General features: G+C 66.7%; 10 protein-coding genes. 8 read left to right on the top strand and 2 right to left on the bottom strand.

The window, feature by feature from the left end; all coding sequences use genetic code 11:
- The coding region (locus QMZ92_RS36680) for a transposase (RefSeq protein WP_502961999.1) at positions 1-108 on the bottom strand (108 nt) is incomplete at its 3' end.
- 159 nt (positions 109-267) lie between these two features.
- On the opposite strand from QMZ92_RS36680, the gene QMZ92_RS36675 reads away from it, so the two are divergent.
- The 8 genes from QMZ92_RS36675 to QMZ92_RS34850 all read left to right on the top strand — a co-directional run bounded on the left by QMZ92_RS36675 (position 268) and on the right by QMZ92_RS34850 (position 14,986).
- Complete coding sequence (locus QMZ92_RS36675; RefSeq protein ID WP_502962213.1) at positions 268-453, top strand: YrrC family ATP-dependent DNA helicase; 186 nt, start codon at positions 268-270, stop codon at positions 451-453.
- Entirely contained in the window at positions 372-1,607 is a 1,236-nt protein-coding gene (locus QMZ92_RS34880; protein ID WP_502962212.1) for an ISAs1 family transposase, read from the top strand. The genes QMZ92_RS36675 and QMZ92_RS34880 overlap by 82 nt, the downstream gene beginning before the upstream one ends.
- Before the next feature lie 265 nt (positions 1,608-1,872).
- Positions 1,873-5,457: a LamG domain-containing protein gene (locus QMZ92_RS34875; protein WP_283301809.1), complete on the top strand. Its 3,585-nt coding sequence runs from the start codon at positions 1,873-1,875 to the stop codon at positions 5,455-5,457.
- Positions 5,458-5,639: 182 nt separating this feature from the next.
- A complete protein-coding gene (locus QMZ92_RS34870; RefSeq protein WP_283301807.1) occupies positions 5,640-12,050 on the top strand; it encodes an RHS repeat-associated core domain-containing protein in 6,411 nt (2,136 codons plus the stop codon).
- A 24-nt stretch (positions 12,051-12,074) separates the two neighbouring features.
- Complete coding sequence (locus QMZ92_RS34865) at positions 12,075-12,458, top strand: hypothetical protein (RefSeq protein WP_283301806.1); 384 nt, start codon at positions 12,075-12,077, stop codon at positions 12,456-12,458.
- A 158-nt stretch (positions 12,459-12,616) separates the two neighbouring features.
- Positions 12,617-13,600, top strand: coding sequence for an IS701 family transposase (locus tag QMZ92_RS34860; protein ID WP_502962215.1), 984 nt, complete (start codon positions 12,617-12,619; stop codon positions 13,598-13,600).
- On the top strand, positions 13,545-14,036 hold the full coding sequence (locus QMZ92_RS34855) for a hypothetical protein (RefSeq protein ID WP_502962214.1): 492 nt from the start codon (positions 13,545-13,547) through the stop codon (positions 14,034-14,036). Before QMZ92_RS34860 ends, QMZ92_RS34855 begins: the two co-directional genes overlap by 56 nt.
- Before the next feature lie 75 nt (positions 14,037-14,111).
- Positions 14,112-14,986, top strand: a protein-coding gene (locus QMZ92_RS34850) for an IS5 family transposase (RefSeq protein WP_502962211.1) whose coding sequence is annotated in 2 segments (ribosomal slippage) — positions 14,112-14,501 and positions 14,504-14,986 — 873 coding nt in all. Because the reading frame shifts where the segments join, the coding sequence is not laid out codon by codon here.
- A gap of 205 nt (positions 14,987-15,191) precedes the next feature.
- Here QMZ92_RS34850 and QMZ92_RS34845 read toward each other — a convergent pair.
- Positions 15,192-16,427, bottom strand: coding sequence for an IS701 family transposase (locus QMZ92_RS34845; protein ID WP_502962210.1), 1,236 nt, complete (start codon positions 16,425-16,427; stop codon positions 15,192-15,194).
- Between the last annotated feature and the right edge of the window lie 153 nt (positions 16,428-16,580).

Below are 16,580 nucleotides of genomic sequence, written 5' to 3'. Positions count from 1 at the left end.
CTCCCGGGCCACCTCGGTGACGGTCCTGCCGGAGGAGCGGACCAGCGCGACCGCGTCGCGCTTGAACTCCTCCGAGTACCGCCTGCTGCGGTTGCTCTTGCTTCCCACCTGGCACTACTTCCTCTGGAACCTCACGTCCCAGTCTCCAGGTGTCCAACATCAAGGGGAAGCTTCACGAGGGCGTCGTCGATCACCTGCTGCATGTCGGTTACGACGAGCGTACGGTGCTGCGGGACGTCGACGGGGGACGGTGAGGAGAGCATCACTGTGGTCGGCAAGGCATTCTTCGGGGCAAAGCCCGGAGAGAGCCTGCGCTTGCGCGGCTCGTGGAGCCACCATCCACGCTACGGCCGGCAGTTCAAGGCCGGAAGATGCCGCCCTGCCTGGAACAACTGGGGGACGTTTCTGGTGCCGTCACACCGGAAGCTGTCGCTGACCTGCGGACATATCTGAAGAACATGCCCGATCCGCGAGCCCGTCGCGGGATCCGCCACCCGTGGACTGCCCTGTTGGCCGCGGCGGCCGCAGCCGTCCTCGCCGGCGCCGTCTCGGTGGCCGCGATCGGCGAGTGGGTCGCGGACGCGCCGCAGCGCGTCCTGGCCCGGCTCGGGTTCCGCCTCGACCCGCTGACCGGCCTCATCTGTCCGCCGCACCCCACGACCATCCGCCTCGTCCTGGCCGCGGTGGACGGCGACGCCCTGGACAGGGCCATCGGCGGCTTTCTCCAAAGGCGCAACAGCCCACCCACGGGCCGGCGAGTGATCGCCGTCGACGGCAAGACGCTCCGGGGCTCCCGGACCAAAGACCGGCCGGCCACCGCACTGATCGCGGCGATGACCCACCAGGGCGACGTCCTCGCCCAGATGCAGGTCGACGGCAAGAGCAACGAGATCCCGGCCTTCGCCCCGCTCCTGGACGGCATCGTCCTGACGGGAGCCCTGATCACCGCCGATGCCCTCCACACCCAGCACAATCACGCCTCCTACGTGCACGAACGCGGCGCCGACTACCTGGCCGTCGTCAAGAGGAACCACCCCACGCTGCACGAGCGGGTCCGCCGCCTGCCCTGGCGCGACATCCGCCTGGACCATATCGAGCGCACCCGGGCCCATCACCGCGACGAGATACGCCGCTTGAAGACCGCCGCGTTCGCACACCTGGACTATCCGCACGCCCGCCAGGCCCTTCAAGTCGTCGGCTGGAGACGGGATGTGGGCTCCGGCAAGCTGACGATCGAGCGGATCTACCTGGTCACCAGCCTGCCGCCCGGCGCGGCCACCGGTGCAGAACTCGCCGCATGGATCCGCGGCCACTGGAAGATCGAAAACCAGCTCCACCACGTCCGCGACCGCACCTTCCGTGAGGACGCCTCCAAGATCCGCACCCGGCACCTGCCCCGTNTCGAAAACCAGCTCCACCACGTCCGCGACCGCACCTTCCGTGAGGACGCCTCCAAGATCCGCACCCGGCACCTGCCCCGTGTCATGGCCGGCCTGCGCAACCTCGCCATCGGCGTCCACCGCCACGGCCACACCAACATCGCCGCCGCCCTCCGCCGCACCGGCCGGGACCACCAGCGGCCCCTCACCGCCCTCGGACTGGCCTGACGAATCCGGACACAAGATCACTTCCCAAAGGCCTGGTCCGAGGGTGGGCAGGTAGGCGCTCTACACGAGACTTCAGTGTGAGGTGGATCACGATCTTGTTTGCGTTCATGCTAGGTGAACTGCCCGGTATGTGACGAGGCGTCGGTCTGGATCCCAACCCAACTGGTGAGTAAGATCCCTCACTTCGTTGATCTTCATGAGATTCTCAGATTGTGAGTGCTGCGTAGTGATAAGACGTGGGCGCCGTTGGGGAGCGGCGCGAGGGGTGGCGTCAACCGCCGTAGCATTGCTGGCGCTTGTCGGGGTGGCGAGCGAATCGTTGTCCGGCAGTGCGCTGGCGGTGGGTGTGGACGAGGGTGCTGAGGCCGCTGAGGCAAGTTCGAGTGTGCCGGCGGATGAGGCTGCGCGCGGTAAGGCCTTCTGGGAGGACGACTCTCTGCCTGCCAAGTCTGAGGAGCAGAAAGCTTCGGAGAAGGCGGTGGCCGAGGGCCACCGTGTCGAGGTGGGCAGCCTCACGACCGAGTCGAACCAGGTCTTCGCCAATCCCGACGGGACATTCACCGTCGAGTCGTCAGCAGGTCCGGAGCGAGTGCGCAAGGACGGCTCCTGGGTGCCTGTCGACACGTCGCTCGTTAAGCGTGAAGACGGGCTGATTGCGCCGAAGGCGGCGCAGGATGTGATGCTGTCCGGCGGCGGTTCGACGGCGCCGCTGGCGAAGATCACACGCAACGGTAAGTCCTACGAGCTGGGTACTCCCTGGGCTCTGCCGGAGCCGAAGATCTCAGGTTCCATCGCCATCTACGAATCTGTGCGCCCCGACGTTGACCTGGTGGTCCAGATTCGTCCGGATGGATTCACACAGAACCTGGTGGTCCACAACCGTGAGGCCGCGTCCGATCCGGCGCTGAACTCGATCCAGTTCCCCGTCAAGACCACCGGTCTGTCGGTGAAGACGGCGGACAACGGAACCGTTTCGCTCGTCGACGACGGTGGCCATGCGGTGTTCTCCAGCAGCGCCGCGCTGATGTGGGACACTGCGGATACGGCCCCAGCACCGTCAGGGCCGACCGGGGCAAGGTCTGCGTCGTTCACTGCTGCTGCCGAAGCCGAGGCTGTCGCGGACAGTCCAGTGCTGCCTGAGCCAGGCTCGAAGACCGCCATTGCAGACGTCGATGTGACCAGCGATGCCCTGTCGATAACGCCTGACCGGGCCTTCCTGGATGCCGCTGATACGTCGTATCCGGTGGTCATCGACCCGCCAGCGGTGAACTCGACACTGACCGGCTGGACGACGATCTGGTCGAACCTGTCGGGAACGTCGTTCTGGAAGACTTCACACGCTCTCGGGGTCGGCTACGACGCGTACGTCGACAACAAGCAGGCCAAGTCACTGTTCCAGTTCGACACCCGAAGTGTCGCGGGCAAGAAGATCCTCGGTGCGACGTTCACGGCCTATGAGATCTGGTCGGCCAACTGCAGCAAGAGGGACGTCAACCTCTACCGCACCAACCCCATCTCCAGCTCCACCACGTGGAACAAGCCGCCAAGCGGCTGGTCCTACGTCACGAAGGTCTCGGCGGCCAAGGGGTACTCGTCGAGCTGCCCAGACGGAGATGTGGAGTTCAATGCGACAGCCGCCGTCGCCTACACGGCGAAGGCGAAGTCCACCACCACGACACTCGGTCTGACGGCCAGCAGCACGGATCCGATCGCGTGGAAGCAGTTCATGTCACCGGCCGACGACCGCGCGACGAAGGACCGCAAACCGCGGCTTTCCATCACCTATGTGTCGCCTTTGACCGCGGCACCTTCGGCGGTGAAACTGTCGGAGCCGAACGTGGCCTGCTCCGCTTCGACGAACCCGGCGCTCATCCGGGACAACACGCCCCGAGTTACGGCCACTCCGACCTCGGCGGACGGCTCCAATGCGAGTCTGCGTCCCAACTTCGAGCTGTACGCGGGGTCGAGCACGACACCGACCAGCCTGAGTCCGGACACATGGACGGTCAGCGGTCAGCCGGGTTCGGATCCGACCCCGACGCTCGTGAGCGGGACCACGTACAAATTCCGCGCCAAGAGCCAGTACCGATACACCTATAACGGCACGACGAGCTACCTGTACGGACCGTGGTCCGGCTACTGCTACTTCAAAGTCGACACCACCGCTCCGCCCAAGCCCACCGTGACATCCGTGGAGTACCCGCAGTGCGCGGGCATCACGTGTGACGCCTCGCCGGAGACCGGCAGTGTCGGGCAGACCGGCACGTTCAAGATCACCGCAGGCGCCAGCGATGTACGGCGCTACGACATCTGGCTGAACGGTGTGCTGCTGCAGAGCAAGACGTTCACGGCCAACACCCCCACATACGAGATCAAGGTCACCCCGACCAAGCGCCTCTCCAACGTCCTGCGGGTTCAGACGTTCGACCTGGCGGGCAACGTCAGCGAGGGCGCGGACTACCTGTTCAAGGTAGCCAAGGCCTCGAACCCTGTTGCCCAGTGGAAGCTGGACGCCACCGGGCTCAACGCCGCCGGCTCGAACCACGCTCTCACTCTGGGTGGCGGTGCGGCGTGGACGACTCCTGCCCGGTTGGACGGCGGTCTGCGGTTCAACGGAACCGATGCCCACGCGGCCACGTCCGGTCCCGTGGTGGACACCACAGGCAGCTTCGCTGTGTCCGCGTGGACCAGGCTGGGCAGCCGAACCCAGATCAGCACCGTGGCCAGCCAGAGCGGCACTCAGGTCGGGGCGTTCCAGCTGTACTACTCCAGCTCCTACGACCGGTGGGTGTTCAACCGCTACAGCTCCGACGGCGCCAGCCTCGTTCGTGCGATCTCCACGCGTCCCGGAGTCGTCGGGGCGTGGACGCACCTCCTGGCCGTGTACGACAGGAATGACCAGCAGATCCGCCTGTACGTCAACGGCCGTCTCGAGGCCACCACCGCGTACACCACACCATGGGCGGCAGCGGGCGCATTTGAGATCGGCCGGATGAAGAGCCCCAGCAGCGGGAACATGGGCAGCTACTTCAAGGGCGACCTGGACCACGTCCAGGCGTGGAACCGTGTGGTGTTCCCCGACGAACTCTGGGTGCAGACCAACATGGAGAACCCGGATACGGGGCACCCGCAGGCTGCGTTGCTGGCTCACTGGACCATGGACAACACCTCCGGCACCACGGCCGCCGACGAATCCGGCCGCGGCCACGCCCTGCAGTCGCTCTCCGGCGCGGCCTTCACCGCGGCGGAGGACCCGGCCCACGGCAACGTGCTCGATCTGCCAAGTACCCAGCGCGGATACGCCACCGCCCCGGTCCCCCTCGACGACTCCGGCAGCTTCACCGTGGCCGGCTGGGTCAACCTTGACCCCACTGTCCTGGAGAACACCGCGGGTGCCCACTCACCCACGGTCTTCGCCCATCCCGGTGCGCAGCGCAACGCCTTCCGCCTCTGGTACCGCCAAGAGGTAGGCGAAGCGGTCGGCGACTGGAACTTCGGTGCCTACGAGACGGACGTTCTGCAAGGGCCGGCCGCGACGATCACCTCCGAGCAGGTCAACCCGCCCGGCAACTGGATCCATGTGGTCGGCGTATACGACTCCGCCAACCAATCGGCCAAGCTCTACCTCGCCGGCCAGCGAGAGGGGGCCGAAGAAGGCGTCTTCGTCGACAGCATCTTCCAGTCCGACCAGCCACTGATGGTTGCCCAGGCACGCCGTCACGACACCGGCGACTGGGGCAACCGCCTGTACGGGCAGCTCGACGACATGCGCGTCTACGCAGGCGTGCTATCCGAGGCGGAGATCACCCAGCTCGCGACCGTGGACGAACCGCCGATCGACATCGGCTGATCCATCGCCGAGACATCTCACACACCAATCACATCTCACGCGGTGTTGTGCCGGACCCTCCGGCCCGGCACACCACCCGGTCAAGGATGCGGAGAATCCTTTTGTCCAGCACCAGACCAGTGCTGCCCTCTTGGTCATGGAACAGGGCGAGCCGACGCCGCACAGCGGCCGTCGCCCTTCCGGTGACCACGGCCATCCTCACCACACTACTCGGGGCGGCACCCGCACAGAGCTTCGAGCGGGACCCCAGCACCCTGGAAAAGGCCGAATTCGGCAGGGCGGAACGGTTCAAGGCCAAGCTGAAGCAGCTCTCCGACCCGACGCGGCAGGCGGCGGAGAAGACCCGGGAAGAGGCCGCCCGCAAGGTCCAGTGGCCCACGCCCGGTGCCGCGAGCGCTGCTGTCCCGGCAAAGCCGAATGCCGAGGCCAGGGCTGGCGGTCTGCCTGTCAGCCTGGGACAGCCGCTGCCCGCCAAGGCGGGCAAGAACCCAGCGTCACGAGCAGCCGTGGCGAATCGCGTACCGAAGTCGGCACCTGCCAAGGCCGAAGTCCGGGTTCTCGACCGTGCCAGGACCGCCGAACTCGGATTTGAGGGCGTTGTCCTCACCGTGCGCCGCGTGGACGGCGAGACCGACCCGTCCGCGCTGTCTGTCGCGCTGGACTACAGCGGTTTCGCCCACGCCTACAGCGGCAACTGGGCCTCCCGGCTGCGCCTGGTCCAGCTTCCGGCATGTGCCCTCACCACCCCGGAGAAGGCAGCCTGCCGCACCACCACGCCCATCCCGTCCTCGAACGACACGGCGGACCAAACCGTCACCGCCCAGGTGACCACGCCGAAGCCGACCTCTCAGATGCGCAGCGCGGGCGCGTTCACGGTGCTCGCGGCTTCGGCCGGCTCCTCCTCGGACCAGGGCACGTACGAGGCCACCCCGCTGGCGCCGTCGGCGACCTGGAGCGGTGGCGGCTCCAATGGCGACTTCACGTGGTCGTACCCGATGGACGTCGTGCCCGCCCCCGCCGGGCCTACGCCCTCGGTGGCGATCGGCTACTCGGCGCAGAGCGTCGACGGCCGCACCTCGTCCACGAGCGCCCAGCCGTCCTGGGTCGGTGAGGGCTTTGACCTGCCGACCTCCTACATCGAGCGCGCCTACGGCTCGTGCGACGACGACGGCCAGGACGGCAAGCACGACCGTTGCTGGAAGGAGGACAACGCCTCCATCGTCCTGAACGGCAAGTCGAGCACTCTGGTCCTGCTCGACAAGGCCAAGAACACCTGGCGTCTCCAGGGTGACGACGGCGAGCGTGTCGTCCGGAGTACCGGCGCGGTCAACGGGGACGACGACGGTGAGCACTGGACCGTCACCACTACCGATGGCACCCAGTACGTCTTCGGTAGAAACCGGCTGCCCGGCTGGGCCACCGGCAAGGCCGAGACGAATTCGGTGTGGACGGTACCGGTCTTCGGCGATGATTCCGGCGAGCCCGGCTACGACGCCGGAAGCAGCTTCTCGGCCCGAGCGAAGACGCAGGCTTGGCGTTGGAATCTCGACTACGTCGTCGATCCACACGGCAACGTCATGACGTACTGGTATGACAAGGAGCTGAACTACTACGCCAAGAACGGCACCACAGGCAACGGTGTCGAGTACGTCCGCGGCGGTCACCTCAAGCGCGTCGACTACGGCCAGCGCTCCGACATGATCTTCTCCACCACCCAGCCTGCGGCAGCCCGGGTGAAGTTCACCGTCGCCGAGCGCTGTGTTCCGGTCAGCGGCGGGGAGACCTGCACCACGCTGGGCGAGACGAACCGCAACGCCTGGCCGGACGTGCCGTACGACCAGATCTGCAAGAAGGACACCGTCTGCACCGACCAGTCGGCCCCGTCGTTCTTCTCCCGTAAGCGCCTCACCGGCGTGACCACTCAGGTGTACAAGGGCTCCGGCACCGGCGCGGACACGGACTACCGGGATGTCAACCACTGGACACTGGACCAGTCCTTCCCGGACCCCGGTGACGGTTCGAACGCGGGCCTCTGGCTGAAGTCGATTCAGCACACCGGTAGGTCCGGTACCCCGATCAGCCTGCCCGCCGTGACGTTCTCCGGCGTCCAGATGCACAACCGCGTCGACAAGATCGGTGACGATGTCGCACCGTTCATCAAGTGGCGGGTCCGCACCGTCACCTCGGAGACCGGGTCCGTCCTCACGATCAACTACTCCGACCCTGAATGCGTCGCCGACACCAACATCCCGGCCGCGCTCGACAAGAACACAAAGCGCTGCTACCCCGTCAAGTGGATCCCGCCCTCCAACCCCACTCCCGGCACCAACCCGCAACCCCGCACGGACTGGTTCCACAAGTACGTCGTCACCCAGGTCACCGAGTCGGACCCGACCGGCGGCGCACCGCTGAAGCAGACCGACTACACCTACAGCGGCGGTGGCGCCTGGGCGTACGACGACCAGTCGCCCATCACCCCGGCCAAGTACCGTACGTGGGGCATCTGGCGCGGCTACGAGAACGTCACCACCACCACCGGTGAGGCGGCGGGCGTTCGCTCCAAGTCGACCTCCCTGTTCTATCGGGGCATGCACGGCGACAAGCAACTTGACGGCACCACCCGCACGGAGACGCTTACCGACTCCAAGGGCACGGCCGTCAACGACGAGGAGCAGTACGCCGGCCAGGTACGCGAGCAGATCACGTACAACGGCACCGCCGGCGCCGAGATCTCCGGCACGATCATCACGCCGTGGTCGAGGAACACCGCCACGGCCACCCACTCCCATGGCACCGTGCGCGCCTACATGACGCGTACGGCCAAGGAGGTCAAGCGCACCCCTGTCACCGGCGGCGGGGAGATCACCTCGACCGCTACGACCACCTATGACACGGACAGCGGTCAGCCGCTGACCGTGGAGACCGAAGGTGGCGGGGAGAAGGACTGCACCCGCACCGAGTACGCCAAGAACACCGCAGCCTGGCTGCTCACGGCGGTGAAGCGCGTCGAGAAGGTCTCGGTCGGCTGCGGTGCGACGCCTAACCGCACCGGTGACCCCAAGACAACCCACGTCATCTCCGACGTCCGCACGTCGTACGACGGCCAGGCCTGGGGCGTGGCCCCCAGCAAGGGCAACGTCACCGCCCAGCAGCGCGTCACGGGCTACGACAGTGGCATCGCCCAGTTGCAGACCGTTGCGACGGCGCAGTACGACGCCCTCGGCCGCCTCGTCGACCAGTGGGACACCGACGGGACGCGCACCAACCACATTGAGTACACGCCGGCTGCCGGTGGCCCGCTGACCGGGAAGAAGGAGGTCAATGCCCTCGGTCACACGGTGACGACGCAGATAGCGCCCGACTGGGGTTCGAACACGGTCAGCATCGACCCCAACGGCAAGCGCACCGAGAGTGCCTACGACGCACTCGGCCGTCTGACCGACGTCTGGCTGCCGGACCGCAGCCGTGCCGGCCAGCAGACGCCGAACCGAAAGCTCGAGTACAGGATCCAGAAGGGCGCCGCGTCCTGGGTGGCCACCAAGTCGCTCAACAACGACGGCACCACATACCAGACCTCGTACGCCATCTACGACGCACTGCTCAGGCCACGTCAGACCCAGACACCTGCGGCGGTCGGCGGTGGCCGCGTCGTCGCGGAGACCAGGTACGACACCCGCGGCCTCGAGGTCGAGTCCTCTGCGGACTACATCGACACCACCGCTCCTTCCGGTCAACTCGCCACACTGCTGACCGCCTCTCCCGCCGGGACCCGCAAGATCTACGACGGTGCCGGCCGCCCCACGGTCGAGATCACCCTGGCCCAGGAGAAGGAGCACTCCCGCACCACCACGAAGTACGAGGGCAACGCGACGACGGTCGAACCCCCGGCCGGTGCGAGCGCCGTGCGCGAGGAGGTCGACAGCCGGGGCCGACTGGCAGAGAAGAGGGAGTACGAAGGCAGCAAGGCCACGGGTTCCTACACCCGCCTCACCTACTCCTACGGCCGCGCTGACCAGTTGACCAAGGTGCAGGACACCGACGGCAACGTCTGGGGATACGACTACGACTTCCTGGGCCGCCAGAAGAGTGCCACCGACCCTGACGCCGGGGCATCCAGGAGGGAGTACAACCACCTCGACCAGATCAGCGTCACCGAGGACGCCAGAGGCAACATCCTCAGCCACACCTACGACGTGCTCGGACGCCCGACCGGCCGATTCTCAGGCCGTATCCCGGTCGTCAACGGCGTGCCGACGATCGACGACTCCAAGTACCTGGCGCGCTGGTCCTACGACACCATCGCACTCGGTCAGCCCACCTCCGCCATCCGGTACGAGGGCGGCAAGAGCGGCAAGGTCTACGCGACCACCAACGCCGCGTACGACCCGCTTTACCGCGTGCTGAAGGAGCAGTACACCATTAGTACTGCCGAGGGTCCGGTAGCCGGCAGTGGCACGTACACCATCACCAACGCCTACAATCTGGACGGTACTCCGCAGAAGCGAACCATTCCGGCCATGGGTGGGCTCGCCCAGGAGGTGCTCACCTACGGCTACAACTCCCAGCGCCTGCCCACCACGCTGCAGGGCCTGACCGGCATCGTCCGGAGTACGGACTACCTGCCAGCCGGTGAGCGTATCCGCCTCACGCTGGGTGTCTCCTCCACCGCCAAGTGGACGGAGGTCAACAGCTCGTACGAGGACGGCACCAGGCGGCTGGCGCGGCAGACGGTCGTGTCGGAGACCAACAGCGGCACCGACGCGGACACGTACTACCGCTACGACGCCGCCGGTAACCCGGTCGAGATCGATGACCGCTCCACCGTCGCCGGGGACAAGCAGTGCTTCACCTACGACGGCCACCGGCGCCTGAAGAGCGCGTGGAGTGCGAAGACGGACTGCGCCACCACGCCGAGCGCGGCCGGCGTAGGAGGCATCGCGCCGTATTGGAAGTCGTACACGTACGACAGCGCCGGCAACCGCGAGACGGTTATCGACCACCTCGCCACGGGTGGCGCGGCGACCACGACGTACAGGTACGACCAAACCTCTGACGGCAAGCTCCGTCCCCACCTGCTGGCTTCGACCACCACCAGCCCGGCGGACTCGGCGCGGCCGAACACGAGCTACACCTACGACGCGTCCGGCAACACCAGGACACGCACCATCGGGGGCAAGACCCAGCACCTCGACTGGGGCCCGGAGAACAACCTCGCCAAGGTGACGGAAGCCGACAAGTCCGAGACGTCGTTCCTTAACGACGCCAGCGGCAACCGGCTCATCCGGCGTGACGCCACAAGCACCACGCTGTACCTCGGAGAGACCGAACTCCGGCACGACAAGGCGACAGGCAAGGTCGAAGCGACCCGGTACTACGCCCACAGCGGCCAGGTCGTCGCGCTGCGCACCCCACAGTCACTGATCTGGATGAGCGCCGACCACAACGGCACGGCGACCGTACAGATCGACGCGGCGACCCAGGCGGTCAGCCGCCGACACATGCAGCCGTTCGGCGAGACACGCGGTACTCAGCCCGCGCAGTGGACCGGCGACAAAGGCTTCGTGGGCGGAACGCAGGACCCCACAGGCCTCACCCACCTCGGCGCACGCGAGTACGACCCGACGACCGGTCGCTTCATCAGCGCCGACCCGATCGCGGACCTGAAAGATCCGCAACAGATCAACGGCTACGCCTACAGCAACAACAACCCGGTCACCTTCGCCGACCCGGACGGCAAGTTCTTCTTCGGTCTCGCCAGCCTGGTCGTCGCAGTCGTCCGCTACGTAGCGGCCGTCGTCCACACCTACCACCGGCAGCAGTCCAGCACCCGAGCTTCCAGGACTTCATCACGCTCCGGAATCCAGGCCCGCGGTACCGGAAGCGTCAGCAGCAGCGGTAGTGGGTCGAACTGCAGCTCCCCATACCCCGCCTACAAGCCTGGCTGCAACACCGAACCGGCAAACCCCGAGTCACTTGGGCAGACAGCCAAGGACACCGCCGGAGGGTTCGGGGACTTTCTCACCGGAACCTTGGATGCGATCGAATACGCAACCGAGCCATGGTGCTGGTTCGGCGCAGACTGCGGCGTTCAAGAGAAATACCGCGAGGAGGTCAAGGACGCCGGCGTAGAAGTAGGATCAGAGCAGTACAAGGACACTGCGAACGCCGCAGAGACGGCATCCTGGTTCGCGGGTGCATTCGGCCTTCTGAAGAACATCATCAAGAAGGCCATCAAGGGTGGCTCCAAACCGGACGCGCCGAAGGTGACGGCGCCTGTTCCGGGTCCGGCCCTTTACGGAGCTGAGGGCAAGCAACTAGGGAAGAAATGGGGAAAGCATGCGACTGACTACGGCAAACACCCCGGAGATGCTGCAGGTCGTCAGTGGTATGGAGAACGCATAACTGAAGTGCGTGCGGCCCCTGACGAGGTGAAGCAAGGAGCATACCGGGTCGGCCAGGGCGGGGCTGACGACTACTGGTTCTACAAGCAGGGCAACGATATTCTGATCACCAAGGGCGATGGGGAGTTCGTCTCCATGTTCCCGGTGGACGGCACCAAAAAGTGGTATGAAGATGCCGCGAAGAAGTACTGACCTCACGGGTCGAAAGGTGGAAGTGTGACGATGGGCGTCAGTGATGTCCTCGCCGAAAAGCAGGTGACCCGCGTAGCTGAGGTTGTCTTCGAAGGTATGGAAGTCGTAGGTCTACAGGTTGCGACCGCCTCCGGAGAGCGCTTCATCGTCACAGACTGGACTGACTGGACCCTCCGGATCGACAGTCGCACTGACGATGCGCTGCCCGACTACTTCTGGCCGCCTGAAGAGCACTCTTTGCGAGTCGTATTCGAGAGCAAGGACGGTGCGAGCGTCACTGCCGTTCAGGAGCGATTGGATGAGATGGGAGATCTCATCGCTCTTGAAGTGACCATCGAAGGCTTCGGGGTCTGTTCTTCCCGCGCAGACTCCGAGGGATTCTCGTGGCATCGAGTAACTGACGTTTAGTACTCCAGTCTGGTTTCGCGATCTTGCTGCGGACCCGGCTGGGAACGGGTACGGCCACCGCGTGATCATCGGTTGGTGTGTGGACAAACGAAGATCGTGCGGTGGCCGCGGACCATAGGGTAGACCCTGCCCGTTGGCGGGAGATGTTCGACCAGGCCATGGCCCGGATCGCGGGCCGCTTCGGCCGAGTTGAGCCCCGGGCGAGTGCCCGCGCCTATCTGTTCGGGCTGCTGTCGTGTGTCGAGCGGAAGAACTGCTGGCGGCTGGCCGAACAGGCCGGTCATGCGCGGCCGGGGCCGATGCAGCGGCTGCTGCGCTACGCACGCTGGGACGCCGGCGCAGTCCGCGACGATGTCCGCGCATACGCTGTCGAACACCTCGGCGCCGACGGCGCGGTGCTGATCGTGGACGAGACCGGTTTCGTGAAGAAGGGCCGGGCTTCGGCGGGCGTTCAGCGGCAGTACACCGGCACCGCCGGGCGCATCGAGAACTCCCAGGTCGGGGTCTTCCTCGCTTACGCCACCGGCCGGGGACGGGCACTGGTCGACCGCCGGCTCTACCTGCCCGAGCAGTCCTGGTGCTCCGATCCCGGGCGCCGCCAGGCGGCTGGCATACCCGACGAGGTCCGGTTCGCGACCAAGCCCAGCCTGGCCTGGGAGATGATCGCCGCCGCGTTGGACGCCGGGGTGGAGGCGCCATGGGTGACCGGCGACGAAGCTTACGGGCAGGACCCACAGCTCCGCGCCGCCCTGGAAGCACGCGGAACCGGATACGTGATGGCCGTCGCCTGCTCGACGCGGGTGCTGATCAACTCAGGCCGCACCGCCGTCCGCGCGGACACCGTCGCCGGACGGTTGCCCGCCGCGNGCTTACGGGCAGGACCCACAGCTCCGCGCCGCCCTGGAAGCACGCGGAACCGGATACGTGATGGCCGTCGCCTGCTCGACGCGGGTGCTGATCAACTCAGGCCGCACCGCCGTCCGCGCGGACACCGTCGCCGGACGGTTGCCCGCCGCGGCCTGGCAGCGGCACAGCGCGGGCAACGGCGCGAAAGGCCCGCGCTACCACGACTGGGCCTGGGTCCACATCGGCAGCGGCAACCGCCGCCACCTGCTGATCCGCCGCAACCGCACGACCGGTGAACTCGCCTTCTACCTGTGCTGGTCACCCATCCCAGTCACCCTTGCGGAGCTGGTCCGCGTCGCCGGTGTCCGCTGGAGCGTCGAGGAGTGCTTCCAGGCCGCCAAGGGCCAGGTCGGACTCGACCACTACCAAGTCCGCAACTGGACCTCATGGCATCGCCACATCACGCTCGCCATGCTCGCCTTGGCCTTCCTGACCGCCGTCGCCGCCAGCACGGCACCGAAACGGTCCACCCGTCCGCACCGCCCAGCCCGCGACAGCGAAGCCATCTCCTTGACCGTCCCGGAGATCCGCCACCTGTTCACCGTCCTCCTCAGCCCGCCGACCGCGACCGCTGCCAGGCTGCTGCAATGGTCAATCTGGCGCAGACGCCACCAGGCAACAGCCCGACACAGCCACTACCGACGACGTTCCGCCGACGAACCTGCTGGATAGATCACGAAACCGCACTGGAGTACTAGNACTAGGGTGCGTTTCAGAAGTGGATCTTGATGTGTCAAGATCCACTTCGTGGGGCGGCATGATCTGACGAATGCACAGTGGGCGAAGCTGGAGCCCTTGCTCCCGGTCGGCAAGAAGCCTGGACGCCCACCGGTGCACACCAAGCGGCAGTTGATAGACGGCATACGCTGGCGTACCCGTGCCGGTGCTCCCTGGCGGGACGTGCCCGAGCGGTACGGCCCATGGGAGACGGTGTACGGCCTGTTTCGGCGCTGGCAGCGGAACGGCACCTGGCACCGCATCTTCGAGCAGTTGCAGGCCCAGGCCGACGCTGAGGGACTGATCACCTGGGACGTCTCGGTGGACTCGACCATCGCCCGCGCGCACCAGCATGCGGCCGGTGCCCGCAAAAAGGGGATCTGCAGATCGAGCCGCCAGGTGGTGTGTTCACCGAGCCCCACGATCACGGGCTCGGACGTTCCCGGGGCGGGCTGACCACCAAGCTCCACCTGGCGGTCGAGCAGGCCCAGAAGCTGATGTCGCTGGTCATCACGGCCGGACAGCGCGGCGACTCGCCGCAGTTCCAGGTGGTCCTGGGCCGTATCCGGGTGCCCCGGCTCGGGCCGGGCCGCCCGCGCACCCGGCCGGACAAGGTCCGTGCCGACAAGGCGTACGGCTCCCGCGCGAACCGCGCCTACCTGCGCAAACGTGGTATCCGCTGCACGATCCCGGAGAAGCGCGACCAGATCGCCAACCGCAAGAAGCGCGGTTCCCACGGTGGCCGGCCGCTGAAGTTGGACAAGGACGACTACAAGCAGCGCCACGCGGTGGAGTGCGGAATCAATCGCCTCAAACGGCACCGTGCGGTCGCCACGCGATACGACAAGCTCGCCGTCCGCTACGAAGCGACCGTACTGGTCGCAGCCATCAACGAGTGGCTGTGACCAGCACTTTCGAAACGCACCCTAGNCTAGTACTCCAGCAGTACTTCGTGGCTTGACCTGGGGGAACGTCGAGCGGTGGGAGTGTAGCGGGCGGGCAGTTGTCACGGGCGGTTTCTGCCTGCCCGTCCCTCGAAGGAGTGCCCGCGACGGCGATAGTGGCAGTGGCGGGCCACCGCCTGGCGTCGTCGGCGCCAGCGCGACCAACTCAGCGCTTGAGTACGGGCACGGGGGTGTCGGGGAGCGCAAGCTGCCAGGAGTCGCCGCACTTCCGCCACGGTGAGCTCGATGACCTCAGCCTCCTCACCAGTGCAGCCCCCTTTTCGCCCTCCTGCGCGGTCACCGCCGCGAGGAAGGCGTGCGCGAGCATCGCGAGCGTGATGTGCCGGTACCAGCCCACGTAACGGCGTACCTCGTACTGGTCCAGGCCGCACTCGTTCTTCGCAGCCTGGAAACACTCCTCGATCGCCCACCGGAGCCCGGCCACCCGCACCAGCACGTCCACGCCGATATCCAGCGGCGCGTAGGCGAGGTAGTAGGAGATCTCGTCCGGCCGGTTCACACTGCGCCGTGCCAGCGCCCACCGCCGACGGATCAGTATGCCGTCCTGGTGGTCGTACTCGGCCACCGGGCGCAACTGCACGGCCGCCCAGTCGTACTCGCGCTGCCCCTTCGCTCCCGCGCCACAGGAACGGCGCTCCCATGCCTGGTCGGGGGCTTGCTCGAACACCATGTCGATGCGTGGTCCGGCCAGCGAGAACTGGGACTTCGGGACGGCGAGGACGTAGCCGACGCCGGATGTTTCCAGCATCCGGCGGAAGCGGTTGTCCTGTCCGTAGGCGGCGTCCGCGGTCACCCAGGCGATCGGCAGCGGCGAGGACAGTGCCCTGCGGACGATCGTCGCCGCGAGGGTGTTCTTGGTGGCGAACTCCCACTCGTCGGGAACCTTCGCCGCGCGACAGCGGTCACGGTCGTCGGTCCAGGACTTGGGCAGGTACAGCTCCCGGTCCACCAGAGCACGGCCGACGGAGCTGGCATAGGCGGCGAAGACGCCGATCTGGCAGTTCTCGGTGCGGCCGGCGGTGCCGGAGTACTGGCGCTGCACCCCGGCGGAGGTGGTGCCCTTCTTCAGGAACCCGGTGTCGTCCACGATCAGTACCCCGTCGGGACGGCCGAGCCGCTCGGCGACGAAAACCTGCAGGTCGTCGCGGATCTCGTCGGGGTCCCAGCGGGCGCGACTGAGCAGGTGCTGCAGGCCGTTGGGAGTTGAGTGGCCGGCGTTTTCGGCCAGTTGCCAGCTGTTTTTGCGGGCCACCGGCGCGAGCAGTCCGCGCACGTAGTCCCGCATGCGGCGGCGTGGTTCGACACGGCCGAAGCGGTGTCCGATGGTGGTGAAGAGTTCGTCCAGGTCGCGGTCCCAGGTCTCTGCCTGTTCAGTGGTCACGATCGGGGGCTTCCCCACACGGATGTGCCCCCGCCGTCGCGGGCACTCCTTCGAGGGACGGGCAGGCAGAAACCGCCCGTGACAACTGCCCGCCCGCTACACTCCCACCGCTCGACGTTCCCCCAGGTCAAGCCACGAAGTACTGCTGGAGTA

It is taken from the genome of Streptomyces sp. HNM0645, assembly GCF_030056615.1.
In the GTDB taxonomy this organism is placed as follows: Bacteria; Actinomycetota; Actinomycetes; order Streptomycetales; family Streptomycetaceae; genus Streptomyces; species Streptomyces marianii.
Note: the sequence above shows the minus strand (reverse complement) of the source record. Positions and strands in the feature narration are given on the sequence as shown.